Consider the following 26,098-nt stretch of genomic DNA (forward strand, 5'->3'; position numbering starts at 1 on the left):
ATTTCCGTGGCCTCTGTTGAGGAGGCAACGTTATCGCGCGGTCATCGTCCCCGCAACGGCTTGGCCAAATACTCATTTGCTCAAATGCTCAGGCCGAGTTCCTTTTCCTTCTCGATATAGGCGCGCTGGCGGTCGGTGGCATAGTCACGCACGATCGGGGCACCGTCACGCTTTCGGGAAAGCTGGAGATGGAACACCATCTGGCTGCCGGCGCGGAAGGTCATTTCGGCGCTGACGAGATAGAACTCCCACATGCGGGCGAAGCGCTCGTCATACATGGCGACGACCTTGTCGCGGTTGGCCTCGAAGCGCTGGCCCCAATGGGCGAGCGTCATGGCATAGTGCAGGCGCAGCACCTCGATATCCGTGACCCACAGGCTGTTCTGTTCCGTGACAGCTAGCACCTCGGAAAGGGCGGGGGAATAACCGCCGGGGAAGATGTATTTGCGGATCCACGGGCTGGTTATGCCGGGTGGGCTCATGTGGCCGATCGAATGGATGACAGCCAGACCGTCATCCGGCATCAAGGCGTTCAACTGCTTGAAGAACTCGTCGTAGTGCTGCACGCCGACATGCTCGAACATGCCGACGGACACCACGCGGTCGAAGGTTTCCGTGACATCACGGTAGTCCTTCAGCTCGAAACGCACGCGATCCGAAAGGCCGGCATCGGCGGCTCGTTTGGTCGCCAGCGCGTGCTGTTCCTTCGAGAGCGTGACGCCGACGACCTCGACGTTTTCGAGTTGCGCCAAGTAAAGAGCGAGATCACCCCAGCCGCAACCGATATCCAGTACCTTCAGCCCCGGTTTCAAGTCGAGCTTGGCGGCGAGGAGTCGCAGCTTGTTGCGTTGAGCCTGTTCCAGCGTTTCTCCTTCCCCGCGGAAGTAGGCACAGGAATAGAGCATGTTGTCGTCGAGGAAGAGCTTGTAGAACTCGTTTCCAAGATCATAATGGTGGGCGACGTTGCGTTGGGCCTCGCCCTTCTTGTTTGATTGCAGCCGCTTGCGGAAGAGCATCTTGATCTTCCGAAGGACCTTCTCGATCGGGTATTTGCCCAGCGACAGGCGGTTCACCGAAAACAGCATGAGGAAATCACGCAGCGTCGATCCTTCCTCGAAGCGCATGGTGCCGTCCATGTAGGCCTCGCCGGCCACAAGTTCCGCTTTGAAAACCAGACTGCGATAGAGCTTGGGATCCGTCAGTCGCATCGTGACCTGCGGACCAGGTTCCATTCCGCCGAAGACGTGACGTTTGCCCTCGGCATCGATCACCGTCAGTTGGCCCTTTTGGATGAATGACTTCAACATGTGCGACAGTAGAAACATGTACACCTCTTAGCGAGTCGGACGGCTACGTCGTTATGTTAGCGAAAAAGGCAGCGGGTGCATCCGGAAATGGAGATGCCGGACCTCATCATGCCGAGTTGTGTCGAGGGTTCACTTGGATGTTTCGCCGCTCGGGTGAGGCGGCTGGATGAAACGCGGCGTCTGAACTTGCGCCAGCTCCGTGATGGCTATGGGCAACCCCAGCCTGAGGCGGTGCGTGCCGGCGTCGGTTTCGTTGATTACGGTTGTCATTCGGCAGAGACTTGTTCTGCCGACGAAAAGGCTCAGAATTCTTCCCAGTCGGCAGAGGCGGCAGCGGATGCCGCGCCTGAGGAGGTGAACGCCTGAGCGAGCTTGCCTGCCATGGCGCGAGCGGGGGAGGAGACAGCCCGGGACGTCGCATCCGCGGTGCGGGGCGTTACGGGTGCCTTGGCCAGTGCGGAAACCGGTGCCGATGCCGCCGGTGTCGAGGTTGTCCGGCGACCGGATGCTGCGACCGCATCGGAGGTGCGGAACTGGGCGACGAGGCCAGAAAGCGTCGTAGCGCTTTCGGCCAGACGGTGCGTTACCGCCGTCGTTTCCTCGACCATCGCGGCATTCTTCTGAGTGAACTGATCCATGTGGTTCACCGAGGAACTGATCTCGTTCAGGCCGGCCGACTGTTCGCGTGCGGCGGTCGCGATCGCCGCGATGTGGTCGTTTATGGCGACGACCTGACCGGCAATTTCCTGTAGAGCCTTGCCGGTTTCACGCACCAGCGACACGCCGCCGGCGACCTCCTCGCCTGACTTCGTAATCAGTGCCTTGATATCCTTTGCGGCGTTGGCGGAACGCTGGGCAAGCTCGCGTACTTCCTGTGCGACAACGGCGAAACCCTTGCCTGCTTCGCCGGCGCGTGCGGCCTCGACGCCGGCGTTGAGCGCCAGAAGGTTGGTTTGGAAGGCGATCTCGTCGATAACGTTGATGATCTTGGAGATCTCGCTTGAGGCATTTTCGATGCGGCTCATGGCTTCGATGGCATCCGAAACGACCTTGCCGGAGCCTTCCGTGCTCCTGCGGGCAGCCATAGCAAGGGTGGATGCTTCGTCGGCCTTGGCAGACGAACTGCGGACCGTGGAGGTGATCTCCTCAAGGGCGGCGGAGGCCTCTTCCAACGACGAGGCCTGCTGCTCCGTGCGCTTGGAAAGATCCTGGCTTGCCGAGCGCATTTCCGTCGAGCTTGCCTCGATCCCGAGGGTTTCGTTGCGAAGCTGGGAGAGGGTGCCGTTCAGCTTGTCGATGGAATGATTGAAGTCGGTGCGCAGACGCTCCAGCCCGCCATCGAAATTCTGGTCGATGCGGACAGTGAGGTCGCCTTCGCTGAGACGATGCAGACCGGTCGCCAGTGCATCGACGGCGGCCTGGGTCCGGCGTGCCTCCTCGACCTTGAGCGCTTCACGTTCGACGCGTTCCTGCTCACCGAGAGCAATGTTCTCCGCCGCTTGCCGTTCAAGCTCGATCTTCTGCTGAGCGCTCTCGCGGAAGACGTCGAGCGCTCGCGCCAGCGCGCCGACCTCGTTACCGAGATCGCCATGGGGCACGACGACATCGAGATGGCCGGATGCCATTTCGCCGGCGACGGCAGTCAGCTGGGGCAGGGGGCCGATGATGCGGCGCGCGATCAGCGCGATGATAACGGCGCCGAGCAGGAGGACTGCAAGGGCCGTCGTGCCGATAGCCCATACCATCTGATGGGCCATGCTGTCGATCTCGGCTGCGCGGACACCGGCATAGAGGATGCCGGTCACTTCGCCGGTCGGCGCGAAGATAGGCTGGTAGATCGTATAATAGGGAACGTCGAGAATGACGGCCTCGCCACGATAGGTGCCGCCCTTGGTGACGACGGGGTAGACGGCGCCCTTCTGACCCAGTGCCGTACCGACCGCGCGTTTGCCGTCCGGCTTTATGATGTTGGTGGTCTTGCGCCAGAAGTCCTGGCTTGCTTGATCCCAGGCAAAAATGGTGGCGGTCTGGCCGGTCATGCGGCCGATCGTGTCGATCATTTCGTGAGAGGCGTATTCCGCCGGGATCGCGGTCGTTGCGATGCGCTGGACGTTGCCATCCTTGCCCCAGGTGATGACGGTTCCCGGCAAATCGCGTTCGACGATGGTTGCTGCCGTTCTGAGGCTCGCATTCTGGCCCGCGATCGCTTGCTCCGAAATGCGTGTAGCTATGTTTTGAGAGATCACCCACGACACGACGGCGAGCGAGGCCATCAATACCAGGACGGTTGTCATGGTGACGGTCTTGACGATGCCGAAGCGCGAGAAAATCTTCATGAAGAATATCCTGTCAGTTGTGTTGCGATGCACTATAATTGACGAGTGTTAATTATCCTTTGGGAAAGCCGGAAAAATAGGATCTAAAGCGCTTTGGGGGCCCGACTGGTTGAGCAGCTGAGGCGCGATTGCAAAAAGTGCCGTCTAGGGTATGGTCCGCTCACTTTGAGGGATGCATGCACGATATGAGCAACAGAGAACGGAAGGCCGTCATCCGTCGTGAGCGGCTTGCAGCGAGGGATGCGATACCGGTAGACCTGAGGACGGAATACAGCCTTGCTATGGCTGAATATGGCGGAGATCGGCTGGAGTTTGTGCCGGGGACGATCATTTCAGGGTTCTTTCCGATCCGCTCTGAGGCCGATATTCGCCCGCTGATGGCACACTTGAGGACCCGCGGAGCAAGGCTCTGCCTGCCGATCATACAGGACAGGCAAACCATCCTGTTCCGTGAACTGGTGGTAGGCGCGGACCTGATCGATACCGGTTTCGGCACGCGCGGACCTGGTCCCGAGGCTGTGGTTCTCGACCCGGAAATTATGCTGGTTCCGCTTTCGGCCTTCGACGCTCGTGGCCACCGCATTGGCTACGGCGCGGGTCATTATGATCGCGCGATCGCCCGGCTGAGAGAAAAAGGCCACGATCCAAGGCTTATCGGCATTGCATTCGACTGTCAGGAGGTGGCAGAAGTGCCCTTTGAACCGCATGACGTACAGCTCGAGGCTATTCTGACGGAAAGCGGCTACAGGCAATTCTGACAGAGACTGGACAAGGCGAATGAGACTGCTTTTTCTCGGAGACATGGTAGGCAAGACGGGGCGCACGGCGGTATGGGAGCGGCTGCCCGGCCTGATCTCCGATCTCAAGCTGGATTTCGTCGTCGTCAACGGCGAGAATGCGGCCGGCGGTTTCGGCATTACCGAGGACATCTACCTCGAAACGATCAATGCCGGTGCCGACGTCGTGACGACCGGCAACCATGTCTGGGACCAGAAGGAAGCCGTGGTGTTCTGCGAGCGTCATGACCAGTTCCTTCGTCCGGCAAACTATCCCGCCGGCACACCCGGCCGCGGCTCCGGCATCTATTACGCCCGCAATGGCGCCCGCGTTCTGGTCGCCAACATCATGGGCCGCGTGTTCATGCATCCTGAACTCGATGATCCCTTCAAGTCGGCGGAGGCCATCCTGGCCGCTTGCCCGTTGAAGGAACAGGCGGATGCGATCATCTTCGATTTCCATGCCGAGGCAACGAGCGAGAAGCAGTGCTTCGGTCATTTCGTCGATGGCCGCGCGAGCTTCGTCGTCGGTACGCATACCCATGTACCGACGGCAGACCATCAGATCCTCAATGGCGGTACGGCCTACATGTCGGACGCCGGCATGTGCGGCGACTACGATTCCTCGCTCGGCATGGAGAAGGAAGAGCCGCTCAACCGCTTCATATCCAAGATGCCGAAGGGCCGTTTCGAGGCCGCGCACGGTCCCGCCACGATCTGCGGCGTCGGCGTCGAGATCTCGGACCGGACCGGTCTTGCCGAGAAGATCGCACCGCTCAGGATCGGGCCGCGTCTGACGGAAACCATTCCGGATTTCTGGCGCTGACCATTGCCGTCGAGGCGGCGCACGCCCCGGCCTCACGGTAATGTGACAGTGGCCGCCTCGCGGGGCGCTTTACCTGATATCCAGCCTGTCGCATCCTCAGTCATCTGATCGATGAGCGGGGCCTGCGTGATGCTGCTGCGACTTGCGATGGCGTTCATTTCCCTGACGCTTGCCGCCGTTGGTGCGGCTGCCCAGGATACCAACCGACAGGTCAGTCAGTGTCAGTTGATGTCGGAGAAACTGCCATCGGCGACGTTTGCGGCCTTCAAGCCCTCGGAAGATACGGTTTCCCGGCAATTGGCGGCGCTGCCCGAAAACGTAACGATTACCTTTCTCGGCCATTCAACCTTTCAGATCGATACGCCGGGCGGCATCTCCATCGCCACCGATTTCAATGGTTGGCTCCGGACGTCGAAAATTCCCGATATCGTTACCATGAACAAGGCCCATTCCAGCCATTTCACGCTCACGCCGGATCCCTCGATCACTAACGTGCTGCATGGCTGGAACGACGCGAAGCCGGGCGAGAAGATCGAGCACCGGCTCGTGGTCGGCGATACCTATATTCGCAATGTCTCGACCGACATTCGCAGCTGGGGCGGCGATTTCGAACCTAATGGCAATTCCATCTTCATTTTCGAGGTGGCAGGGCTCTGCATCGGGCATCTTGGCCATTTGCATCACGAGTTGACGGATGGTCACTATGCCGAGATCGGCCGCCTTGACGTTGTGATGGTGCCGGTCGATGGCGGGCTGACCATGGGGGCCGACAGCATGAGCCGCACGATCAAGCGGTTGCGTTCGGCGCTCATCCTGCCGATGCATCGAACGGGGCAACCCGTCCGTGATTTTGTTGCCATGTTCGATCAGAGTTTCGATGTGAAAGTGTCGGACAGTCCGGGCGTTACTGTCTCTATGCGCACCATGCCGCGCAAGCCGCTGATCCTTGTACTGCAGGGAATGTGAGGTGGTGCAGAGCCGAAGCCCACTGGGGCCGGGCGTCGGTTTTGCCTTGCTTCCCCTTGAACGGTGAGGTTTTCACCCTTATAAGGCGGCCATTCCCAATATTTAGACCTGATCAGGGGTGCCATGGCTGGCCATTCACAGTTTAAAAACATCATGCACCGCAAGGGCAAGCAGGACGGTATCCGTTCGAAGATGTTCTCCAAGCTTGCTCGCGAAATCACGGTTGCGGCGAAGACCGGTCTGCCTGACCCGGCCATGAACGCTGCTCTTCGTCTTGCCGTGCAGAATGCCAAGGCTCAGTCGATGCCGAAGGATAACATCGACCGCGCCATCAAGAAGGCGTCGGGCGCCGATGCCGAAACCTATGACTCGATCCGCTACGAAGGTTACGGTCCAGGCGGTACGGCGGTCATCGTCGAAGCGCTGACTGACAACCGCAACCGCACGGCTTCCAGCGTTCGCTCGATCTTCTCCAAGGCTGGCGGTGCGCTGGGTGAAACCGGTTCGGTTTCCTTCTCCTTCGATCACGTTGGCGAAATCACCTACAAGGCCTCCGTCGGCGATGCCGACAAGGTCATGGAGGCCGCGATCGAAGCCGGTGCCGAAGACGTGGTTTCAGATGACGACGGCCACACTATCTATTGTGGCTTCGAGGACATCAATGAAGTGTCCAAGGCGCTGGAAGCAGTCCTCGGCGAAGCCGAAACCGTCAAGGCGATCTGGAAGCCACAGAACACCATCGAAGTCGATGAGGAGAAGGCTCGGTCGTTGATGAAACTCATCGACACGCTGGAAGATGACGACGACGTCCAGAATGTCTATTCGAACTTCGAAGTCTCCGACGAGGTCATGGCCAAGCTCTCGGCCTGATCCGTATTCTGTTCAAGAAAAGGCCCGGCGCTGATGGCGGCCGGGCCTTTTTTCGTTTTCCTTTTGAGCATCCGCCTTTCCTCCTCAGATGAGGAGAGCCTCAAAGAGGAAGTTATGCGGCTTCACTGCGAACGTTGGCAATGACGTCGACCAGATCATTGACGATGCGCTCGACCTGGCTGCGGTCGTCGCCTTCGGCCATGACGCGGATCAGGGGTTCGGTGCCGGAGGGGCGGATGACAAGGCGGCCGTTCTTCGACAGTTCGCTTTCGGCGTCGGCGATGGCCTGCTTGACGGCGGTGTCCTCAAGCGGCTTGCCGCCGGAATAGCGTACGTTGCGAAGGAGTTGCGGAACCGGATCGAAGCGGTGGCAGATTTCGCTGACCGTCTTGCCCGTACGCTTGACGCAGGCGAGGATCTGAAGAGCGGCTACGAGACCGTCGCCGGTCGTGCCGAAATCGGAGAGCACGATATGTCCCGACTGCTCTCCGCCGACATTGAAGTTGTGCTGACGCATGTGCTCGACCACGTAACGGTCGCCGACTTTGGTGCGGGCGAGGCTGAGACCCTTGCCCGACAGGAAGCGTTCGAGGCCGAGGTTGGACATGACGGTGGCGACGATGCCGTCGCCCTTGAGGATCTGGTCGTGCGCCCAGGTATCGGCAATGACCGCCATCAGTTGGTCGCCATCCACGATCGCGCCGTTCTCATCGACGATGATGACGCGGTCGGCATCGCCGTCAAGCGCAATGCCGATGTCGGCGCGGACTTCATGCACCTTTTTCTGCAGTGCTGCCGGATGGGTGGAGCCGCAGTCGAGGTTGATGTTGGTGCCGTTCGGTTCGTTGCCGATGGTCACGACCTCCGCGCCGAGTTCCCACAACGCCAGCGGGGCAACCTTGTAGGCGGCGCCGTTGGCGCAGTCGATCGCGACCCGCAGTCCATGCAGGGTAACATCGCGGGGCAGGGTGCGCTTGACGAATTCGATGTAGCGATAAATGTCGCCCTCGACGCGCTTGGCACGGCCGATCTCATGGGCTGGCGCGAGCTGGCCGTAAATATCCTGTTCGAGAAGGTCCTCGATCTGCGCTTCAAGCTCGTCGGAAAGTTTGTATCCGTCCGGGCCGAAGAGCTTGATGCCGTTGTCAGCGAAGGGATTGTGGGACGCCGATATCATGACGCCGATATCGGCGCGCAGTGAACGGGTGAGCATGGCGACGGCAGGCGTCGGGATCGGGCCAAGCAGGAAGACGTCGAGGCCGGCAGCGGTGAACCCGGCAACAAGCGCATTTTCCAGCATGTAACCGGAAAGGCGGGTATCCTTGCCAATCACCACGCGGTGGCGATGATGGCCACGCCGGAAGATGGTGCCGACCGCTATGCCGACCCGCATTGCGAGGTCAGGCGTCATCGGAAAGTGGTTGGACTGTCCGCGAATGCCATCCGTGCCAAAATAACGACGTGTCATGTGTTTTCCCGAAATGCTTCGTTTGCTGCCTGCTTGCGTCGACGAGATGAATACGCCGCGTGAGGCGGATAACGCGATATCTACTGGGCTGCTCTTGCCACAAAATCGGCGGCAGGACACGTAAATTACCGCAAAAACCCATTACATCGCGTTACCGTCTACAAGAAAGCCACCCGCCGTTGCCGGGGGTGGCTTGCTGTTTGCGTACTGAACGCGAGGGATCAGTGAGGTTGGGGCTCGAGGCCGCCCTCGTCGGTTTCGCCGCTCTTTGTGCTCGGGCCGTCCTTCTTGGAGCCGGCGCTTGGTACGGCGGAGCCGCGCGACGGCGGGCTGTCATCCCCCAGATCACGGGCCGGTTTTTCGCCCTTGAGCAGCGCCTTGATCTCGTCGCCGGTCAGGGTTTCGTATTCCAGGAGGCCCTCGGCGATTGCGACGAAGCCGTCGTGGTTTTCCGTCAGGATCTTGGTCGCTTCGGTATAGGCCTCGTCGATCAGGCGACGCACTTCGCTGTCGATCTTCTGGGCGGTCGATTCCGACACGTTCTTCGACTGCGATACCGAATGGCCTAGGAAGACTTCCTGCTGGTTTTCACCATAGGCGACGTGGCCGAGCACGTCGGAGAAGCCCCACTGGGTGACCATGGCGCGGGCGAGCTTGGTGGCCTGCTCGATGTCGGAGGACGCACCCGAGGTGATGTTCTCCTTGCCGAAGGTCAGCTCTTCCGCCACGCGGCCGCCCATCATGATGACGAGGCGCGAGACCATCCACTTGTAGCTCATCGAATAGCGGTCGCCTTCGGGAAGCTGCATGACCATGCCGAGCGCACGACCGCGCGGAATGATGGTGGCCTTGTGCAGCGGATCGGCGACAGCAACCTTGAGTGCGGTGATTGCGTGGCCGGCTTCGTGATACGCAGTCAGCTTCTTTTCGGCTTCGGTCATGGCGGACGAACGACGTTCGGCGCCCATCATGATCTTGTCCTTGGCGTCTTCGAATTCCTGCATGGTGACGACGCGTTTGTTGCGGCGGGCAGCCATGAGGGCGGCTTCGTTGACGAGGTTCATCAGATCAGCCCCGGAGAAGCCGGGCGTACCGCGAGCCAGAACCTTGAGATCGACATTCGGCGCCAGCGGAACGTTGCGGGCATGAACCTTGAGGATGCGTTCGCGGCCGACGATATCCGGGTTCGGCACGACGACCTGACGGTCGAAGCGGCCGGGACGCAGCAGTGCGGGGTCGAGAACGTCGGGACGGTTGGTCGCGGCGATCAGGATGATGCCTTCATTGGCCTCGAAGCCGTCCATCTCGACCAGAAGCTGGTTGAGCGTCTGTTCGCGTTCGTCGTTACCGCCGCCGAGACCGGCGCCACGATGGCGACCGACAGCGTCGATTTCGTCGATGAATATGATGCAGGGCGCGTTCTTCTTGGCCTGCTCGAACATGTCGCGGACGCGGCTTGCACCGACGCCGACGAACATTTCAACGAAGTCCGAACCGGAAATGGTGAAGAACGGCACGTTGGCTTCGCCGGCGACCGAACGGGCGAGAAGCGTCTTACCCGTGCCCGGAGGACCGACGAGCAGCACGCCGCGCGGGATCTTGCCGCCGAGGCGCTGGAACTTCTGCGGGTCGCGCAGAAATTCGACGATTTCCTCGAGGTCCTGCTTGGCTTCGTCGACGCCAGCGACATCGTCGAAGGTGACGCGGCCATGGGCCTCTGTCAGAAGCTTTGCCTTGGACTTGCCGAAGCCCATCGCGCCGCGCGAACCGCCCTGCATCTGGCGCATGAAGAAAAGCCAGACACCAAGGATAAGCAGCATGGGCAGCAGCGTGCCCAGATAGCTCAGGAAGCCGGACGAGCCATCCGTTTCCGGACGGGCGACGATCATCACGTTCTTCGACTGCAGCTTTTCGAGCAGGTTGTCGTCGATGACAGGCGAGTAGGTCTGGAAGGCCGTGCCGTTTTCGGCATAGGTGCCGAGAACGCGGTTGCCAGTGACGGTCACGTCACGCACACGTCCGGAATCCACTTCGCGAAGGAACTGCGAATACGGAATTTCGCGCGAGCTTGTCTGCGACGGCGTCGTCTGGAACATGCTGAACAAGGCGATCAGCAGGAGGGCTATGATGGCCCATAGCGCAAAGTTCCGAAAATTTGGGTTCATCGAACTCCCCGAATAAGGTACGCGGGCAAATGGCCCGCCTGATTATCGACTAACATAGGATTGCACTGCGGCCTTGCCAAGGCAAAGCGGCGTTTTGCCTGCTTTTTCCGTCAATAAGGATTAAACGGCGGAGGGCAATAGTCCTTCCGTCCCATGAGTCTTGCCATGGCGTTCGCCAAATCGAGGTCGAATGCCGGCAGGAAGCGGTCGAACAGGGGCAGACAAGGTTGCAAATCCACGGAGCCGGATGATGTGCCCGCAGACATCACTATTGCTTTACCGGGGGCAACAGAAGGTCCGATCCGGTTCAGATGGCGAATGATGCCATCAGCGAGACCCTGAGGACAGGGAAGGGGCGGCGCTGCCCGACCGGGCGTTACGCGTACGGTTTGCGTTCCGGTGTTGGTAATGCGGAAGCGTCCGTCCCATTCCGCGGTTTCTCCTGCCGGGATTTCCAGCGGCAAAATATCGCGGTTCTCGCGCATGAGAAACAGGCCGTCCTTGCGCCGTTCGACGAGCGCGCGGGAGAGAGTGATGCGGCCCGTCCGGTCGGTGGCAAGGAATGAGATCAGCCGATCCATGCTCTCGCGCCCTGGCCGATGCGAGCGGCCCCCGGTGACGGCGCAGAGCGTCGAGAACGCGTGCAGGAAAGCAGGCGACCGGGGGGAAACGGCTTCGGGTGGCAATTTTACGACGAGCGAGGCGTAGCCTGCTGCATGTGTTCCGATAAGGGCTGCTGCCTGCCGCGACAATTCCGTTCTTTCGACGCCGGCGGAGCGGATAGCTTCCGGATCGACGGCGCCGCGGTCCTGACGTAGTCGAACGCGTTCATATTTGCGATCCTCGTTGCTGGGATCGTCGATCCAGCCGAGATCGAGTTGGAGTAGATAATCGCGGATATGCTGACGGCGAACCGAAAGGAAGGGGCGCAGAAGCCAGAAGCGGCGGTCGTGGAGTGTGGCTTCCGCCATGCCTGCGAGACCGAGATTGTCGTTCGCAGCGCGGGTGGCGCGCATGGCGACGGTTTCTTCCTGATCGTCGAGCGTGTGCCCAGTGACGATGAGGTCTGTGCCGAATTCCGTCGCGGCCTTTGCGAGAAGACGGTAGCGCGCTTCGCGAGCCGCCGCCGAAATTCCCGTTTTGGGCTTTTCATCTTTCCAGGCGATGGTGCGGTGAGGGATGCCGAGCGAGGCGCAGAGCCTGCCGACGGCTTCAGCTTCGGCAGTGCTCTCCGCTCTTAGCAGGTGATCGATCGTAACGGCGGTGAGGGAATGGGGCAGGCGGCACGAGCGAATGGCGCGATCGAGAGCGATCAGCAGGCCGGTGGAATCGCTGCCGCCGGAAATGGCGACAAGAAGCCTGCGCGAACCGGAGAGACGGTCGAGGAACCTTGAGGCGGCATTTTCGGGGGAATGGGAATGGTCCACGGCGGATCGGCCGAGCGGACGCGGATCAGCAGCCGAGGCGCTTTTGTTCGCTCGCCACCTTGGAAACCACCGCGCGGGAGGCCTTCGGGTAGCGCTTCGACACTTCGCGCAGGGTGGCGCATGCGGTGTCGGTATTGTCGAGCGCGGCCAGCGACATGCCGAGCTTCAGCAGCATTTCAGGGGCCTTTGGCGACGTGCTGTAGGCCTGATGGGCGTTCAGGAAGGTCTTGGCGGCCTCGTTGAAATTGCCCTGCGAATAGAGCGCTTCGCCCAGCCAGAAATTGGCGTCGGCAATCTTGTTGCTCTTGGGGTAGCGGGTGATGAAGTCGCGGAATTCGTTTTCAGCCATGCCGTAGTCGCCGGAGAGAACATGGGCGTAGGCAACCTGATAGACATCGCCTTCCGACCCGCCGGCTGCGGACTGGGTTGACGAGGGAGCGGCCACGCCGGGCAGGGCCGAGGATTTGTTGACGGCATCCTGGTTGATTGTCGCAGTCTGCGGCATGCCGCTGGAGTCGAGTTCGATCGAACCGAGCGTCTGCTCGGGCTGTCCGAGCGACGAAGAGGAGGCGCCGGTGTTTCCACCGGCCGCCGGTTCCTGGGTGATGATCTCGGCGACCGAATCCTGCTGCGTCGCACCCGCATTCACCGGCTTGTCGAGCGCACCACTCTTTTTGGCGCCGCCCTTTTCCAGATCCTGGAAGCGGTATTCATTGTCTTCCTGGGTCTTGCGCATCTGTTCCTGCATCTGCAGCAACTGATAGCTCATTTCCTCGATACGACCGTTGAGGGTGCGGATCTCTTCTTCGAGCTGCTGCACCCGGATGGAGGGGTCGGCGCTCTGCGCAAGCTGCACAGGCTGGCGGCTGTTGGCAGCCGGAGCCGGCTGGCTCTTGTGCAGCGACGGGAACAGCTGCAACGCGTTTGCCGTCCCGTTCAGGCCTGCCAGCGAGGCCGTCGCAAGCAATGCGGCCATGACAAGTCTCTTCATATGGTTCGTCCTGTTATCCTTGAATCGTCACGTCGAATGGCGTGCGTAACGGATTTTTACAATTGACCGTAAAAAAGCAACTCAAGTTCGGCCAAAGTGTGGAGAAAAGAAAAGGCGGCCCGGGGGGCCGCCTTCACATGGGGTTGATCGATCGGGCGTCGATCGATGTCCCGGATCAGAGGCCTGCGCCACCGAGAACGGTGACGGCGCGGCGGTTCTGCGACCAGCACGAGATGTCGTCGCAGACCGCGACCGGGCGTTCCTTGCCGTAGGAAATGGTCTTCATGCGGCTTGCCGGAATGCCGCGCGAAGCGAGGTAATCGCGGGTGGCGGCTGCGCGGCGTGCGCCGAGCGCCAGGTTGTATTCGCGGGTACCGCGTTCGTCGGCATGGCCTTCGACCGTGATGGCGTAGTTCGGGTAGCGCTGCAGCCACTGGGCCTGACGGTCGAGGGTCTGCTGGGCATCGGCGCGAATCGAGGTCGAGTCGGTGTCGAAGAAGATGCGGTCGCCGACGTTGACGGTGAAGTCCTGCGTCGAACCCGGGGTGGCGGAACCGCCGGCGCCGAGGCCGAGTTCGGAAGCGCTGTTCGGGAGGTTCTTCTTCGAGGCACAACCGGCAAGTGCCAGCGTCATCGCGATGGCGACGATTGCGGGGTTGCTTGCCAGCTGCTGCATGCGGCTCTTCGCCGGGGTGTGAATGCGGCTCATCGCCGGTCTCCTTGATTCTTTCCGTTAGGGTTGCCGGACTTTAACCATTCGAGGTTAACCGGCTTCGAACGAACATGGTTAACAAAGTGTCAAAACACTGCCGCAATGCGCTGATTCTCAACACTTTGCGGCAGGAAGAGGGCGTAGCTGTGTCCTATTCGAGAAGCGGCGACCAGGCCGGGTCGGAGGCGTAGCCCGGGGTCTTGACGAGCTGTTCGTTGTAACCGGTGAGGTCGATCGAGTAGAGCTGCGGACCGCCGGCACCTGCGCTCTGGCGGAAGAACATCAGCACCCGACCGTTCGGCGCCCAGGTCGGGCCTTCGTTGTGGAAGCCGGTGGTCAGGATGCGCTCGCCCGAACCGTCGGTCTTCATCACGCCGATGGAGAACTTGCCACCGGACTGCTTGGTGAAGGCGATCAGGTCGCCGCGCGGTGACCAGACCGGGGTGGAGTAGGAGCCGTCGCCGAAGGAGATGCGCTGCTGGCCGGAGCCGTCGGCGTTCATCACGTAGAGTTGCTGGCGGCCGCCGCGGTCACTTTCGAAGGCGATGCGGTTACCGTCAGGCGAATAGGAGGGCGAGGTGTCGATCGCAGCTGTGGAGGTCAGGCGCGTCGTGGTGCGCGAGCGCAGGTCCATCGTGTAGATGTTGGCGTTGCCGTCCTGCTGCAGGCTCATGATGACTCGCTGGCCATCGGGAGAGAAGCGCGGCGAGAAGGTCATGCCGGGGAAGTTGCCGACGACTTCGCGCTGGCCGGATTCGAGCTGCAGGAGGTAGACACGCGGCTGCTGGCCTTCGAAGGACATGTAGGTGATTTCCTGACGGCTCGGCGAGAAGCGCGGCGTCAGAACGATATCCTTGCTGTTGGTCAGCGTGCGGACGTTTTCACCGTCCTGGTCCATGATCGCGAGCTGGCGCTTGCGGTCGGCCTTGGAGCCGCTTTCGGCAACGAAGACGACGCGGGTGTCGAAGTAGCCCTTTTCACCGGTGATGCGCTCGTAGATCGCATCGGCAATGATATGAGCGAGACGACGCCAGTTTTCCGGCTGGGTGTAAAACTGCTGGCCTGCCATCTGCTGGCCGGCGACGGTGTCCCACAGGCGGAATTCTGCGCGGAGCCGGCCATCGCCCTCCTGGCTGACGCGACCGACGACGAGCGCCTGTGCATTCAGCACGGTCCAGCTCTGCATGTTCGGTGTCTGGTCCGGATTGCTGATCTTCTCGATGAACGCGGCGCGGCTCACCGGGGCGAACAGGCCGGAACGCTTCAGATCCGCCTCGACGACTGCCGAGATCTTGGCGCCGATACCGTTGCTGGAGGCGAAGTCCGTGATCGCAATCGGCAACGGCTCTACGTTACCCTTGTTGATGTTGATCTCGACGACCGCGTGGGCCGGTGTGGCGAAGGCGCCGGCAAGGCCGACGACCACCGCCAGATATCGAAGAAGATTGAGTTTCATCATGAGTTCCAAGCCTTTTTAGCTTTTACATCATTTCGCTGGGGTCGAAGTTCACGATGACCTCCGACCAGGCGTCATATTTGTCACGTGGAAGATTGCTGAAAGGAGCGGAGCGCAGAACCGCGCGTCTTGCGCTACCCATCATGACTTGCTGTGTCGATGTCTCGCCGCCCTTGGCGCTTACTTCCGGATCGCCGACCAGATTGCCGGATTCATCCAGCCGGAAGCGGACCGTAATGATCATGCCTTCCATGCCGGCCAGTCCGGGGATGAAGGACCAGTTGTTCTGGATGACACCCTTCAGCGCATCCATTTCGGTCTGGCTCAGCTTCGTACCACTGGTCGTCTTCTTGCCACCGAATGCGGCCTTGTCCTGCGAGGACTTGGCGCCACCGGCGGTCGGATCGTTCTTGTTTAGGAGCGCCGCGACATCGTCGGCGTTGAAATCACTTTCCTTGGTGGATTTTGACTTCGCCGCTTCCTGGGTCTTGGTGTCCTTCTTCTTGTCAGGCGTCTTCGGCGTCTGGCTCTCGGTCGGCTTGGCCTCGGCGGCCTTTGGCTCAACCGGCTTCGGCGTTTCAGGCTTCGGACGGACGGACGGAACAGGCGCCTTTTCCGGAAGCGGAATTTCCGCGGTTTCGTCAGGCTGCTGCGGAGTAGGCTCCGGCGGCTTTTCGGGTGCCGGCGGCTGCGTTACTTGCGGCTTCGGCGGTTCGGCCTTGGCCACTTCCTTCTGCGGCTCGGCGACCGTGTCTTCCTTGATGATTTCCTTGATGTCGTTGGTTTCGTTGTCCTGCTTCGGCTGGACCTTCTCGACCTTCTCCGGCGCGGCGGAAGACTCGTTGTTGCTCGGCTTGGCGTTCGGGGTCGGCACCGACTTCAGGTCGATCTTGTTGTCGCCGAGGTTTTCGGCGTTCTCGACAGGCGCCGGGCGCTTGGTGGGAACGGGAGCAGCCTTTTCCGCCTTCGGAGCCTTCTGATCGCCCTGCTGGATCTGCGTCAGTTCCTCGATCGGCACGAGTTCGACAGGCAGCGCCTCGACGTTCGATACGTCAAGGGTTTCGGTCGAGCTGATAGATACCAGCGCCCATGTGAGCGCCAGTGCATGCAGTACGGCCGATGTCGCGAGGCTGACCTTCATCGCTGTAAATCAGTTTGTCTTCTGCTCGGTTATAAGGCCCACATTCGTGTAGCCTGCGGCCTGCATGCGGGCCATGACGTCTGCAATCACGCCATAGGGCGCTTCGCCGTCGCCGCGCACATGGATACGCTCGGTGTAGCCGGTCGTTGCAATAGCAGCGAGCTTGGCGCCGATTTCGTCGACGGGAATCTGGGTTTCCTGAATGAACACCGAGCCGTCGGCCTTGATGGAGACGGTGATCGGCTGCGTTTCGGAATTGAGAGCCTTGGCACCCGTCTTGGGCAGGTTCAACGGCACGCCCACGGTCATCATCGGGGCGGCGACCATGAAGATGATGAGCAGCACGAGCATGACGTCGACGAGCGGCGTCACGTTGATCTCGCTCATCGGAGCCTTGCGGCCGCCGCGCCTGCCACGACGTCCACCGCCGCCACCGCTCGATCCAACAGACATACCCATTGCTTGCGTCTCCTAAGTCGAACCGATTACTGCGCCGCCTGACGGGGCTGCAGTTTCTCGTCGATCTGGCGCGAAAGAATGGCGGAGAACTCGTCGGCAAAGCCTTCCATGCGGGCGGTCAGCTTGCCGGCCTCGCCGGAGAATTTGTTGTAGGCGATAACGGCGGGAATAGCGGCGACGAGGCCGATTGCCGTCGCCAGAAGTGCTTCCGCGATACCGGGGGCGACGACGGCGAGGTTGGTCGACTTCGAACCGGCAATCGCCTGGAACGAGGTCATGATACCGACAACCGTACCGAAGAGGCCGACGAACGGGGCGGCAGAGCCGATGGTAGCAAGCGATGCAAGGCGGGCTTCGAGCGTTTCCGACTCGCGCGCCAGCGTCACGTCCATGGCGCGGTCGATACGCATCTGAAGACCGATCGGCGACCGTGCGCCGCGTTCGAAGCTCTTCTTCCATTCGCGCATGGCTGCCACGAACATCGCGGCAAGGCCGGTGTTGCTGCGCTCGGCCAGCGTCCGGTAAAGTTCCTCGAGCGACTGGCCGGACCAGAACACCTGTTCGAACTGGTCGAACTGCCGGCGGGCCCGCGAGTAGCTCATGAACTTGTCGATGACGATCGCCCAGGTCCATACCGAGGCTGCGAGCAGCCCCAGCATCACGAGTTTCACCACGAAGCCGGCCTGCATGAACAGGGCCCAGAGGCTCACGTCATGGGTCGCTGCTGCCAATCCAACTTCTTCCATCGCTTTGTAATCCCCGAAATCCAAACGCCCGGCGCATGACCGGGCGGTGAAAAAGCTCTGTTACCGGAAATTTGCGGTAGCCTTCGCCGAACGCCCTAATCCCGCTTCAAGCTCCCAGATTGCCTTCTTGCCTCGAAATTTGGTCAAAGGAAGGCGTGCGACGCACAATTTCCCATAATGTTAGTAAGACATCATTATGGTTAAAGGAGCGTTATCACTGCCGCATGTCAGCGGTGACGGATTGCCATCGAAGCATTTTTGTTCGCTCGCTGCGCGATACCGCGAATCAGGCGAGAAACTGCGCGGCGAGATCTTCCGGCAGCCGGCGGGGACGTCCGCGACGGTTGACGACGGCGATGACGACCTTCGCAGCGATCAGAAGGTCCTCGCCACGGCGGATTTCCTGTTCCAGCACCATCTTTGCGCCGCCAGCCTTGGTGGTGGTCGTCCTGATTTCCAGTATATCATCCATGCGGGCAGGCGACTTGAAGTCGATTTCCATGCGATGAACGACGAAAACGAGGCCTTCCTCGTCTATCCCGATCAGCGCGCTTTGCTCGACGCCGAGGCAGCGAAGATAGTCGGTGCGGCCCCGTTCGAGGAAGTGCAGGTAGCGGGCGTGATAGACCAGACCGGAAAAATCGGTGTCCTCATAATACACGCGCTGAATGAGCCTGTGTCCGTGCTCCATCAGGTGTCCGGAAAGGGAAAAATCCATATTCGTCATTATGTTGTCCTTGTTCGGGAAATGCCTGAATGCCGCGCCGGGAGGGCTTTTCTGCGGCGATTGTAGTTCTGTCATAAATCGGCATTATCAGGTTTGATACCTCATCGGCAAAGGAGAGCATCTTATGAAGATTGCAGTCATGGGCGGGGATGGTTTCGTTGGGTGGCCGACTTCATTGCATCTTTCCGATGCTGGCCACGACGTTCATATCCTTGATAACCTGTCGCGCCGATGGATCGATACCGAACTCGGGGTGCAGTCCCTGACGCCGATGGATTCCATACAGGAACGCACCCGAATCTGGCATGCGGAAACCGGCCGGCGGATCCATTTCAACCTCATCGACCTCGCCAAGGACTATGAGCTTCTGAAGAAGTGGCTGGCCGAAGAGCGTCCCGATGCGATCATTCATTTCGCCGAACAGCGCGCTGCTCCCTATTCGATGAAGAGCGACCGGCACAAGAACTACACGGTCAACAACAACGTTTCGGCGACCCACAATCTGCTCAATGCTCTGGTGGAAATCGGGCTCGACGCGCATCTGGTCCATCTCGGCACAATGGGTGTCTATGGGTATTCGACCGTCGGCGCGGCTATCCCGGAAGGGTATCTGCCGGTCGGGATCGAAACGACCGAAGGCGAGACAGTTTCGCAGGAGATCCTCTATCCGGCCAATCCGGGCTCGATCTATCACATGACGAAATGCCTCGATCAGTTGCTCTTCCAATTCTACGCGAAGAACGACGGTCTTCGGATCACCGACCTGCACCAGGGCATCGTCTGGGGTACCCATACGGAACAGACCCGCCGTCATCCGCAACTCGTCAACCGCTTCGATTATGACGGCGACTACGGCACGGTTTTGAACCGCTTCCTGATCCAGGCGGCAATCGGCTATCCGCTGACGGTGCATGGCACCGGCGGCCAGACCCGCGCCTTCATCCATATTCAGGATTCGGTTCGCTGCATTGAGATTGCGCTGAACAATCCGCCGGCGCGGGGATCGCGTGTCGAGATCTTCAACCAGATGACGGAAACGCACCGGGTGCGGGACCTTGCGGAGATGATTGCGAAGATTTCAGGCGCGGACATCGCCTGGCTGCCCAATCCGCGCAAGGAAGCAGCGGAGAACGACCTCATCGTCAAAAACGAGAAGCTCCTCGGGCTCGGATTGCAGCCGATAACGCTGCAAGGTGGGCTTTTGGAAGAGATCGTCGATGTCGCGAAGAAGTTTGCCTACCGCGTCGACCGGTCCCGCGTGCCGGCGGTTTCCGCCTGGACCAAGGATATCGCGCGGACGATCAATCGCGATCCGGAGGGCAAGAAGCTGAAATCGGTGTCATGATGATGGGGGCTGAACTGCTGAAGGGCATACGACCGGCCACGACGGCCGGTTCGCGTGAGGCCTATGTCACGCTGGTGACCAATCGCGACTATGCCATGGGCGCGACCGCGCTTGCGCGTTCCATCCGTCTGACCGGGAGTTCCGCCGATGTCGTCGTGCTCTTCACCGGCGGTGTGGAGGCGGATGCGCTTCTGCCGCTCGACCGGCTCGGCTGCCGGATGGTCGAGGTCGAGCACCTGTCTTTGTCCGATGGCTTCAATCAGCGGCATGCGCGCGGCAACCTGCACGCCAATGCACCTTTCACCAAGGGGCGCAAGCCGGCCTTTCACTCGCCGCTTGATAATTTCTGCAAGCTCCGGCTCTGGCAACTCATCGATTACGAGACCTGCATCTTCATCGATGCGGATGCGATTGTTCTGCGCAATGTCGACCGGCTGTTCGACTATCCGGAATTTTCCGCTGCGCCGAATGTCTATGAAAGCCTTGCCGATTTTCATCGGCTGAATTCCGGGGTGTTCGTCGCGCGCCCCTCGCTTGCCACCTTCGACGACATGCTGCGCAATCTGGATCAACCGGATGTCTTCTGGCGGCGCACGGACCAGAGCTTCCTCGAGAGCTATTTTCCGGACTGGCATGGCCTGCCGGTGTTCATGAACATGCTGCAATATGTGTGGTTCAACCTGCCGGATCTCTGGGACTGGCGGCAGATCGGCATTCTGCATTACCAGTATGAAAAGCCGTGGGAGAAGGATCATCCCAAGGCGGCGGCACTGAAGCCGCTGATCGATCTCTGGCACGCTTATTACACGGGGTACGGCATCCCGGAAATCGCCTCGCTCTCCAAGCCGGAGCAGGCGGCTGCATGAAAGTTCTGGTATCCGGCGGAACGGGGCTGGTCGGGCGCTATATCGTCGAAGACCTGCTCGCCGCGGGTTATGCGGTCGTCATCGGTGCGCGTCATCCGCCGGCGGAAGGATTGTTTTCCCATCCCGTTGGATTTCGTCCGCTGTCGCTCGATCCTCAGGAAGACCAGACTGACGCTTTCGACGATGCCTATTTCTTCGTTCATGCGGCTTTCGATCATCTGCCCGGCAAATACCGGGGCGGGGAGGGCGGCGATCCCGAACGGTTTCGCCGGCTCAATCTCGATGGCTCCATCCGACTGTTCGAGACGGCGAGGCAGGCTGGTGTCCGGCGTGTGGTCTTTCTTTCCAGCCGGGCGGTCTATGACGGGCTTGCAGCCGAAACTGCGCTGACCGAGGAGCAGTTTCTGCAGCCGACCAGTCTCTATGGCGAGGTGAAGCTTCTGGCCGAGCGAGTGCTGGCCGATCTCGCCGCGCCCGGTTTCGTGACCTCGAGCCTGAGGGTGACGGGGGTTTATGGCGACGCCCGGCCGAACAAGTGGGATGCGCTTTTTGCGGATTATCTAGCGGGGCGGGAAGTTCCGGAACGGGCCGGCTCGGAGATCCATGGCCGTGATGTGGGACAGGCCGTGCGGCTGATGCTGTCCACCGAGGCGGCGAAGGTCAGCGGACAATCCTTCAATGTTTCCGATATCGTGACAGATACTCACGATATCCTCGGCATCTTCCAGTCGGTGATCCGATGTCCGCAGCCCTTGCCCGCGCCGGGGGACAAGGCGGCTGTCAGGGCAATGCCGGTCGAGAAGATAACGGCGCTTGGCTGGAAGCCTGGTGGGTGGCCTCTGTTTCAAAATACGGTTCACTCACTGGCCGACAGTTACTGAAATCCCTTGTCGGCTAAGGGGCGCAATACATACTCCCCCTAGAATGAAGAAAGCCGCAGACGCGTTTGCGCCTGCGGCTTGTTCTGTATGCTTTGGCCTCTTAACGAGCCGTAACGATGCCGGCGATCAGGCCGGAAGTGATGCCGATCAGCAGGTACTGATTATCGACCCGGATCCAGCGCTGGTCGCGGCCCGGCTTGCGCAGGCCATAGCGACGGTAGTCGTTGATCTGGTTGTGGCGGCGCCAATCGCGCATGCTCTGGCCCTTCTTCCAGTAGTAGGGCTTGGGCGCAGCCTTGTGCGGAGCGGGCTTGTGTGGCTTAGCCTGATGATGCTGAGGGGGACGACGATCGTCCGGGCGATACTGCTGGGCCTGGGCCATCGGAGCGGCGATCATCAGGCTGGCAATTGCAATCAGAAATGCTTTTTTCATTGGTGTGTTCCTCGTTGTCTATGACCCGACGCTAGACCCCGAGATGTGAATGCAATATGAATGTTATAATTAATAATTTTTAATGAAAACAGCCAATTGAGTATGCTGCTCAATTGCTCCTACTCTTCCCGCATACCGCTTTATCCTTGAAAAAAAAAGCAGAACGCCGGCCCGGGAGGGCTTGTATTAGCTCTTCAACGCATCAGATCGTTTTCGCTCCATCCGAGCGCATTCATCTCGTTTTTCCGCGCCTGCGCATCGTCACCGACGATGAATTCATCCAGCTGCGGCGGCCTGACGCTGGTGCCGGCCAGCATGGCATGCACCTGTCCGCGATGGTGAGTCTGGTGCTGGAAGAGATGGCTCAGGATGTCGTCGCAGCGGTCTTGCTGGATGCGGTTGCCACGGTGAACATTGACCGTTTGCGTGAGGTCGTCCGGCCTCAGGCCGTCACAGAATGCGAGCAATCTGCGGTCGACATCGGCCTGTGCTGCCAGGAGCGCCTGTCGTTCGGGAAAGGGCATTTTGTTCTCCCATGCATTTGGTCCAAGTGTTCCGCCTTTCAGCGCGTCGACATAAAACCAGTCCACCACGAGGATGTGGTTGAGCGTGGCCCGAATGGAGGGGAAGAAGCTGATGCGTTCCTCCTCGAATTCTCCGGGTTGAAGACGCGCCACCGCCTCATGCAGCCTGAGATTGGCCAAGGTGTTGTTGCGGGCGAGTTTTCGAAATACGCGGCAGGGGGCGAGAGGGTCCATTATGCTGTCACTTCCTTGCCTCGAGGTTCCATCATCATGCCGCGGGCAAGCCTGCTCCGCCGAGCTCGACCACGACGATTTCAGGCGGCGCTCCCAGCCGTATCGGCAGGTTGGAAAGGCCGAAACCGGCGGAAACGATGAGATGGCGGCCATCCTCGACGATGTGGCCATAGGCATAGCGGTTACCGAAGCGCGAGGGCACCAGCGGCGAGTAGCCGAAGAGCCTGAGCTGACCGCCATGGGTGTGTCCCGAAAGCGTTAGCGCAATCCGTCCGGGAACCTCGACGAAAATATCCGGCTCGTGGGCCATGAGGATTGCGGGTTCATCGCCCTTTATCTGTGCGAGCGTTGCCGGGAGGTCGTCGAGCCCCGGGATGATGCCGGAGCCGTCGGGCGCCGGATTACCGGGCTGGAGCTGGTCGGCGAGGCCGGCGAGCCAGAAAGGGCGGCCATCCTTTTCCATCCGGACGGCGAGATTGTCGTAGACGGGAATGCCGACATCACCGAGCGCCTTGTGCGCGAGCGTCGGGCCGTGACCGGCGGCCAGAGCGACGGGATCGTTCAGCCAGTCGTGATTGCCGAGGATGGCATGAACGCCGAGCGGCGCCTTGAGCCGTGACAGTGCTTTCGCCCATCTGGCCGGTTCGACATAACCGGTGTTGAACCACATGCTGGTCATGTAGTCGCCGAGCAGGAGGACCATGTCGCCCTCAAGGGCGTTCGCCTGATCGCAGATCGCGGCGATGCGGTCGGCCGGCATCCATGGTTCGCAGGCGTGGAAATCCGCAAGTGCGATGATTTTTAGTTTGAGATCCCCCGGCCAGTCGCGAGGGGTGAGGGCATATCGCGTCACGCGGGGTCGGGCGAAGGGCTCTATGCCGACAGCGTAGGCGCTGGTTCCGAAGCCTGCCATCAGCAGGCCGCCGAGAAGTTTGAGGAACCCGCGCCGCGCGATCATTCAATCCTCCTCGAGGGTCAGGCGGAACTGCGCGGCTTCCAGATCCTTCGGCGGCTGCAGGCCGAGGTGTTTCCAGGCGATGGTCGTCAGGACCCGGCCGCGTGGTGTGCGCTGGATGAAGCCCTGCTGGATCATGTAGGGCTCTATGATATCCTCGATCGCATCGCGGGGTTCGGAGAGCCCTGCTGCGATTGTCTCGATGCCAACAGGGCCACCGCCGAAGTTTACGGCGATCATGTTCAGATAGCGCTTGTCGAGCTGGTCGAGGCCCATGTTGTCGACCAGCAGGCGGGTCAACGCCTCGTCGGCGATCTCGCGGGTGACGGCTTCCGCGCGGGCCACTTCGGCGAAATCACGCACGCGGCGCAGCAGGCGGCCGGCGATACGGGGCGTGCCACGGGCGCGCCGGGCGATCTCACGAGCGCCTTCTTCCGTCATGCCAAGGCCCATCAGGCGAGCGCCGCGGCGAACGATGCCTTCCAGCTCCTCTACGGTATAGAAGGAGAGACGCACCGGAATGCCGAAACGGTCGCGAAGCGGCGTCGTCAGCAGACCGAGGCGGGTGGTGGCGGCGACGAGGGTGAACTTGGACAGGTCGATCTTGACCGAGCGGGCGGCCGGGCCTTCGCCGATGATGAGGTCGAGCTGGAAATCCTCCATAGCGGGATAGAGGATTTCTTCCACTGCCGGGTTCAGCCGGTGGATTTCGTCGATGAAGAGGACGTCGCGCTCTTCGAGATTGGTCAGCAGGGCGGCAAGGTCGCCGGCCTTGGCGATGACTGGGCCGGAGGTCGAGCGGAAGTTGACGCCGAGTTCCTTTGCCATGATCTGGGCAAGGGTTGTCTTGCCGAGGCCGGGCGGGCCGACAAACAATACGTGGTCAAGCGCTTCGCCACGGTTCTTGGCGGCCTCGATGAAGATCTTAAGGTTAGCGCGTGCTTCGGCCTGTCCGGTGAATTCATCGAGCGACTGCGGACGCAGCGCGGTGTCGATATCCTCGCCACGCTTTTCCGATGAAATGAGACGGTCGGCTTCACTCATGACAGTACTTCCGGTTGGCGGCCATGATGGCAGGGCGGAGGGGACCGCTCAAGCGCCTTTGACCAGATTCATTAGAAGGGGTAAAGCGCGGTATCACCGCGACAGTTCCTTGAGGCCGAGGCGGATCAGCTTGGCGCTGTCAGCGCCTTCGCCACCATTCTTCAGGGCCGCGGCGATGGCGTTCGCTGCCTGTTCGCGCGAGTATCCGAGGTTCGTGAGCGCCGATACGGCATCAGCGACCGGAGCCGCGGCAACGCCTTCCCCGAGTTCCTGTTTCAGGGCGATATTGGCGGCGGCTTCTCCGGCGAAGGCGGGAGCCTTGTTCTTCAGCTCGGTCATGATGCGGACTGCGACCTTCGGCCCGACGCCGGGCGCGCGGGACACAGCCGTCTTGTCCTGCAGCGCGATGGCGTTGGCGATTTCGGACGGCGTCAACGTCGAAAGCACGGCGAGTGCCACCTTAGTGCCTACGCCCTGAACACTCTGAAGCAGGTTGAACCATTCGCGCTCCAGTGCGGTGAGGAAGCCGAAGAGCTTCAACTGGTCTTCGCGGACATAGGTTTCGATGAAGAGAACCGCGGCCTCTCCGGGCGAACCGAGCCGGGACAGTGTGCGCGAGGAGCAGTGAGCAATGTAACAGACGCCGTGCACGTCGATCAGCGCATGGTCGTCGCCGATTTCGTCGATGGTGCCTTTGAGCTTGCCGATCATGAAGTGTGTCCGTTAGGGATGGGTTTCAGGGGAAATGAGGGGAACCATCGGGAAATAGGAGCGGTAGCTCTTGGTGTCCCGAGTGAGAATTGAGTAGCCGCGAATGGCCGCATGCGCGCCGATCAGGAAATCCGGCAGAACGCGTTCCCGCTTTCCACCGCCTGAGCGGTAGCGCCTGAACGCCACCCCCGCGGCGAACGCTGCCGTCCAGGGGAGGCTTTCCCTATGGAAATCCGTTCGCGGAAGGAGTCGGTCGACCAGATCGATATCATCGTAGCGAACCGAGAATTCGGCGTAAATGACCGGATTAATGACGAGCGGCTGGGTTCGGGCTATGCGCAACAGAGCATTGCGAGACCATTGAAGCCAAACCGGATCGCGAACGGCGAGGTCCACGAGAACGTTCGTGTCCACGAGTGTCGTCATGGATCAGCGATCTCGCGTCATGGTCATGAGAGCATCGGCGTCGATCGTCTGGTCGCCGGTTCCCTCCATGGCATCAAGGGCGTGCATGAAGGCCTGCAGGCGCTCGCGCTCGACGCCTTGCTGTCCTTCCTTCTTGGGAGAGACAACCAGCTTGCCATCTTCGATCGTGAAAATGACTTCGCTGTTCGGTTCAATACCGGCAAGCTCGCGCAAGTCGCGCGGAATGGTGACCTGACCCTTCGATGTAACGCGCATTGCCTCGCTCCTTCGTTGGGTAAGAAAATATCTTACCGTCGGAACAAGTCA

At 60.6% G+C, this 26,098-nt stretch carries 26 protein-coding genes; 7 read left to right on the forward strand and 19 right to left on the reverse strand.

All coding sequences use genetic code 11. The annotated features are described in order from the left end of the window. Positions 1 to 80: 80 nt before the first annotated feature. Positions 81 to 1,325, reverse strand: coding sequence for an SAM-dependent methyltransferase (locus tag H4I99_RS08760; RefSeq protein WP_163900720.1), 1,245 nt, complete (start codon positions 1,323 to 1,325; stop codon positions 81 to 83). Between the two features lie 284 nt (positions 1,326 to 1,609). Then, positions 1,610 to 3,643 carry a methyl-accepting chemotaxis protein gene (locus H4I99_RS08765; RefSeq protein WP_163900718.1) on the reverse strand — a complete coding sequence of 678 codons (2,034 nt, stop codon included), beginning with the start codon at positions 3,641 to 3,643 and terminating at the stop codon, positions 1,610 to 1,612. Positions 3,644 to 3,828: 185 nt separating this feature from the next. Between H4I99_RS08765 and H4I99_RS08770 the strand changes: the two genes are divergently transcribed. The 4 genes from H4I99_RS08770 (at position 3,829) to H4I99_RS08785 (ending at position 7,081) form a co-directional block, all read left to right on the forward strand. After that, positions 3,829 to 4,401 carry a 5-formyltetrahydrofolate cyclo-ligase gene (locus tag H4I99_RS08770; protein WP_163900716.1) on the forward strand — a complete coding sequence of 191 codons (573 nt, stop codon included), beginning with the start codon at positions 3,829 to 3,831 and terminating at the stop codon, positions 4,399 to 4,401. Between the two features lie 19 nt (positions 4,402 to 4,420). Further along, on the forward strand, positions 4,421 to 5,245 hold the full coding sequence (locus H4I99_RS08775; RefSeq protein WP_163900714.1) for a TIGR00282 family metallophosphoesterase: 825 nt from the start codon (positions 4,421 to 4,423) through the stop codon (positions 5,243 to 5,245). Positions 5,246 to 5,374: 129 nt separating this feature from the next. Beyond that, positions 5,375 to 6,211 (forward strand): MBL fold metallo-hydrolase, encoded by an 837-nt coding sequence (locus tag H4I99_RS08780; protein ID WP_163900712.1) that lies wholly within the window; start codon positions 5,375 to 5,377, stop codon positions 6,209 to 6,211. Positions 6,212 to 6,334: 123 nt separating this feature from the next. Next, positions 6,335 to 7,081 carry a YebC/PmpR family DNA-binding transcriptional regulator gene (locus H4I99_RS08785; RefSeq protein ID WP_163900710.1) on the forward strand — a complete coding sequence of 249 codons (747 nt, stop codon included), beginning with the start codon at positions 6,335 to 6,337 and terminating at the stop codon, positions 7,079 to 7,081. Positions 7,082 to 7,193: 112 nt separating this feature from the next. Here the strand turns inward: H4I99_RS08785 and glmM are convergent, their stop codons facing one another. From glmM to ybgC, 10 genes are all read right to left on the reverse strand, one after another. Then, positions 7,194 to 8,549: a phosphoglucosamine mutase gene (gene glmM, locus H4I99_RS08790; RefSeq protein WP_163900708.1), complete on the reverse strand. Its 1,356-nt coding sequence runs from the start codon at positions 8,547 to 8,549 to the stop codon at positions 7,194 to 7,196. Positions 8,550 to 8,770: 221 nt separating this feature from the next. Continuing rightward, the gene (ftsH, locus tag H4I99_RS08795; RefSeq protein ID WP_163900706.1) at positions 8,771 to 10,714 is read right to left on the reverse strand and encodes an ATP-dependent zinc metalloprotease FtsH; all 1,944 of its coding nucleotides are present in this window, start codon (positions 10,712 to 10,714) and stop codon (positions 8,771 to 8,773) included. 110 nt (positions 10,715 to 10,824) lie between these two features. Then, positions 10,825 to 12,141, reverse strand: a complete 1,317-nt coding sequence (tilS, locus tag H4I99_RS08800) for a tRNA lysidine(34) synthetase TilS (protein ID WP_163900704.1) — start codon at positions 12,139 to 12,141, stop codon at positions 10,825 to 10,827. A 25-nt stretch (positions 12,142 to 12,166) separates the two neighbouring features. Then, a complete protein-coding gene (gene ybgF, locus H4I99_RS08805) occupies positions 12,167 to 13,132 on the reverse strand; it encodes a tol-pal system protein YbgF (protein WP_163900703.1) in 966 nt (321 codons plus the stop codon). Between the two features lie 175 nt (positions 13,133 to 13,307). After that, positions 13,308 to 13,841 (reverse strand): peptidoglycan-associated lipoprotein Pal, encoded by a 534-nt coding sequence (gene pal, locus H4I99_RS08810; protein ID WP_163900701.1) that lies wholly within the window; start codon positions 13,839 to 13,841, stop codon positions 13,308 to 13,310. Positions 13,842 to 13,995: 154 nt separating this feature from the next. Further along, positions 13,996 to 15,303, reverse strand: a complete 1,308-nt coding sequence (gene tolB, locus H4I99_RS08815; RefSeq protein ID WP_163900699.1) for a Tol-Pal system beta propeller repeat protein TolB — start codon at positions 15,301 to 15,303, stop codon at positions 13,996 to 13,998. A gap of 22 nt (positions 15,304 to 15,325) precedes the next feature. Further along, positions 15,326 to 16,441: a cell envelope integrity protein TolA gene (tolA, locus tag H4I99_RS08820; protein ID WP_163900697.1), complete on the reverse strand. Its 1,116-nt coding sequence runs from the start codon at positions 16,439 to 16,441 to the stop codon at positions 15,326 to 15,328. Positions 16,442 to 16,450: 9 nt separating this feature from the next. Further along, complete coding sequence (tolR, locus tag H4I99_RS08825; RefSeq protein WP_163900695.1) at positions 16,451 to 16,900, reverse strand: protein TolR; 450 nt, start codon at positions 16,898 to 16,900, stop codon at positions 16,451 to 16,453. 26 nt (positions 16,901 to 16,926) lie between these two features. Further along, positions 16,927 to 17,646: a protein TolQ gene (tolQ, locus tag H4I99_RS08830; RefSeq protein ID WP_099058746.1), complete on the reverse strand. Its 720-nt coding sequence runs from the start codon at positions 17,644 to 17,646 to the stop codon at positions 16,927 to 16,929. Positions 17,647 to 17,932: 286 nt separating this feature from the next. Next, on the reverse strand, positions 17,933 to 18,373 hold the full coding sequence (gene ybgC / locus H4I99_RS08835; protein WP_163900693.1) for a tol-pal system-associated acyl-CoA thioesterase: 441 nt from the start codon (positions 18,371 to 18,373) through the stop codon (positions 17,933 to 17,935). 124 nt (positions 18,374 to 18,497) lie between these two features. Between ybgC and H4I99_RS08840 the strand changes: the two genes are divergently transcribed. Genes H4I99_RS08840 through H4I99_RS08850 form a run of 3 tightly spaced genes read left to right on the forward strand, consistent with a single transcriptional unit; the run spans position 18,498 to position 21,465 of the window. Continuing rightward, positions 18,498 to 19,718 carry an NAD-dependent epimerase/dehydratase family protein gene (locus H4I99_RS08840; RefSeq protein ID WP_163900691.1) on the forward strand — a complete coding sequence of 407 codons (1,221 nt, stop codon included), beginning with the start codon at positions 18,498 to 18,500 and terminating at the stop codon, positions 19,716 to 19,718. Continuing rightward, positions 19,715 to 20,584: a glycosyltransferase gene (locus H4I99_RS08845; RefSeq protein ID WP_163900689.1), complete on the forward strand. Its 870-nt coding sequence runs from the start codon at positions 19,715 to 19,717 to the stop codon at positions 20,582 to 20,584. Before H4I99_RS08840 ends, H4I99_RS08845 begins: the two co-directional genes overlap by 4 nt. Further along, on the forward strand, positions 20,581 to 21,465 hold the full coding sequence (locus H4I99_RS08850) for an NAD-dependent epimerase/dehydratase family protein (RefSeq protein WP_163900687.1): 885 nt from the start codon (positions 20,581 to 20,583) through the stop codon (positions 21,463 to 21,465). The genes H4I99_RS08845 and H4I99_RS08850 overlap by 4 nt, the downstream gene beginning before the upstream one ends. 100 nt (positions 21,466 to 21,565) lie before the next feature. On the opposite strand, the gene H4I99_RS08855 is transcribed toward H4I99_RS08850, so the two are convergent. From H4I99_RS08855 to H4I99_RS08885, 7 genes are all read right to left on the reverse strand, one after another. Further along, positions 21,566 to 21,898 (reverse strand): RcnB family protein, encoded by a 333-nt coding sequence (locus H4I99_RS08855; protein WP_163900685.1) that lies wholly within the window; start codon positions 21,896 to 21,898, stop codon positions 21,566 to 21,568. Between the two features lie 194 nt (positions 21,899 to 22,092). Continuing rightward, positions 22,093 to 22,656 carry a DinB family protein gene (locus H4I99_RS08860; RefSeq protein WP_163900683.1) on the reverse strand — a complete coding sequence of 188 codons (564 nt, stop codon included), beginning with the start codon at positions 22,654 to 22,656 and terminating at the stop codon, positions 22,093 to 22,095. Positions 22,657 to 22,690: 34 nt separating this feature from the next. Then, entirely contained in the window at positions 22,691 to 23,614 is a 924-nt protein-coding gene (locus H4I99_RS08865) for a metallophosphoesterase (RefSeq protein ID WP_163900681.1), read from the reverse strand. After that, positions 23,615 to 24,655, reverse strand: a complete 1,041-nt coding sequence (ruvB, locus tag H4I99_RS08870; protein WP_163900679.1) for a Holliday junction branch migration DNA helicase RuvB — start codon at positions 24,653 to 24,655, stop codon at positions 23,615 to 23,617. 93 nt (positions 24,656 to 24,748) lie between these two features. After that, positions 24,749 to 25,366, reverse strand: coding sequence for a Holliday junction branch migration protein RuvA (gene ruvA, locus H4I99_RS08875; protein ID WP_163900678.1), 618 nt, complete (start codon positions 25,364 to 25,366; stop codon positions 24,749 to 24,751). Positions 25,367 to 25,378: 12 nt separating this feature from the next. After that, positions 25,379 to 25,792 (reverse strand): type II toxin-antitoxin system VapC family toxin, encoded by a 414-nt coding sequence (locus tag H4I99_RS08880; RefSeq protein ID WP_163900676.1) that lies wholly within the window; start codon positions 25,790 to 25,792, stop codon positions 25,379 to 25,381. A 3-nt stretch (positions 25,793 to 25,795) separates the two neighbouring features. Continuing rightward, positions 25,796 to 26,047, reverse strand: a complete 252-nt coding sequence (locus tag H4I99_RS08885; protein WP_099058735.1) for an AbrB/MazE/SpoVT family DNA-binding domain-containing protein — start codon at positions 26,045 to 26,047, stop codon at positions 25,796 to 25,798. Between the last annotated feature and the right edge of the window lie 51 nt (positions 26,048 to 26,098).

The organism is Paenirhizobium daejeonense (assembly GCF_014280875.1).
Classification (GTDB): Bacteria; Pseudomonadota; Alphaproteobacteria; order Rhizobiales; family Rhizobiaceae; genus Allorhizobium; species Allorhizobium daejeonense.

Bases quoted from the DNA above. Each gene is read 5' to 3' on its own strand.
- H4I99_RS08885 (WP_099058735.1), bottom strand. From the start codon at position 26,047: ATGCGCGTTACATCGAAGGGTCAGGTCACCATTCCGCGCGACTTGCGC.
- pal (WP_163900701.1), bottom strand. From the start codon at position 13,841: ATGAGCCGCATTCACACCCCGGCGAAGAGCCGCATGCAGCAGCTGGCA.
- H4I99_RS08865 (WP_163900681.1), bottom strand. From the start codon at position 23,614: ATGATCGCGCGGCGCGGGTTCCTCAAACTTCTCGGCGGCCTGCTGATG.
- H4I99_RS08760 (WP_163900720.1), bottom strand. From the start codon at position 1,325: ATGTTTCTACTGTCGCACATGTTGAAGTCATTCATCCAAAAGGGCCAA.
- tolR (WP_163900695.1), bottom strand. From the start codon at position 16,900: ATGGGTATGTCTGTTGGATCGAGCGGTGGCGGCGGTGGACGTCGTGGC.
- H4I99_RS08785 (WP_163900710.1), top strand. From the start codon at position 6,335: ATGGCTGGCCATTCACAGTTTAAAAACATCATGCACCGCAAGGGCAAG.
- H4I99_RS08855 (WP_163900685.1), bottom strand. From the start codon at position 21,898: ATGAAAAAAGCATTTCTGATTGCAATTGCCAGCCTGATGATCGCCGCT.
- H4I99_RS08780 (WP_163900712.1), top strand. From the start codon at position 5,375: ATGCTGCTGCGACTTGCGATGGCGTTCATTTCCCTGACGCTTGCCGCC.
- H4I99_RS08845 (WP_163900689.1), top strand. From the start codon at position 19,715: ATGATGATGGGGGCTGAACTGCTGAAGGGCATACGACCGGCCACGACG.
- H4I99_RS08880 (WP_163900676.1), bottom strand. From the start codon at position 25,792: ATGACGACACTCGTGGACACGAACGTTCTCGTGGACCTCGCCGTTCGC.
- H4I99_RS08775 (WP_163900714.1), top strand. From the start codon at position 4,421: ATGAGACTGCTTTTTCTCGGAGACATGGTAGGCAAGACGGGGCGCACG.
- H4I99_RS08840 (WP_163900691.1), top strand. From the start codon at position 18,498: ATGAAGATTGCAGTCATGGGCGGGGATGGTTTCGTTGGGTGGCCGACT.
- H4I99_RS08850 (WP_163900687.1), top strand. From the start codon at position 20,581: ATGAAAGTTCTGGTATCCGGCGGAACGGGGCTGGTCGGGCGCTATATC.
- ruvA (WP_163900678.1), bottom strand. From the start codon at position 25,366: ATGATCGGCAAGCTCAAAGGCACCATCGACGAAATCGGCGACGACCAT.
- tolQ (WP_099058746.1), bottom strand. From the start codon at position 17,646: ATGGAAGAAGTTGGATTGGCAGCAGCGACCCATGACGTGAGCCTCTGG.
- H4I99_RS08860 (WP_163900683.1), bottom strand. From the start codon at position 22,656: ATGGACCCTCTCGCCCCCTGCCGCGTATTTCGAAAACTCGCCCGCAAC.
- ftsH (WP_163900706.1), bottom strand. From the start codon at position 10,714: ATGAACCCAAATTTTCGGAACTTTGCGCTATGGGCCATCATAGCCCTC.
- tolA (WP_163900697.1), bottom strand. From the start codon at position 16,441: ATGAAGGTCAGCCTCGCGACATCGGCCGTACTGCATGCACTGGCGCTC.
- ybgC (WP_163900693.1), bottom strand. From the start codon at position 18,373: ATGACGAATATGGATTTTTCCCTTTCCGGACACCTGATGGAGCACGGA.
- glmM (WP_163900708.1), bottom strand. From the start codon at position 8,549: ATGACACGTCGTTATTTTGGCACGGATGGCATTCGCGGACAGTCCAAC.
- H4I99_RS08765 (WP_163900718.1), bottom strand. From the start codon at position 3,643: ATGAAGATTTTCTCGCGCTTCGGCATCGTCAAGACCGTCACCATGACA.
- tolB (WP_163900699.1), bottom strand. From the start codon at position 15,303: ATGATGAAACTCAATCTTCTTCGATATCTGGCGGTGGTCGTCGGCCTT.
- H4I99_RS08770 (WP_163900716.1), top strand. From the start codon at position 3,829: ATGAGCAACAGAGAACGGAAGGCCGTCATCCGTCGTGAGCGGCTTGCA.
- ruvB (WP_163900679.1), bottom strand. From the start codon at position 24,655: ATGAGTGAAGCCGACCGTCTCATTTCATCGGAAAAGCGTGGCGAGGAT.
- ybgF (WP_163900703.1), bottom strand. From the start codon at position 13,132: ATGAAGAGACTTGTCATGGCCGCATTGCTTGCGACGGCCTCGCTGGCA.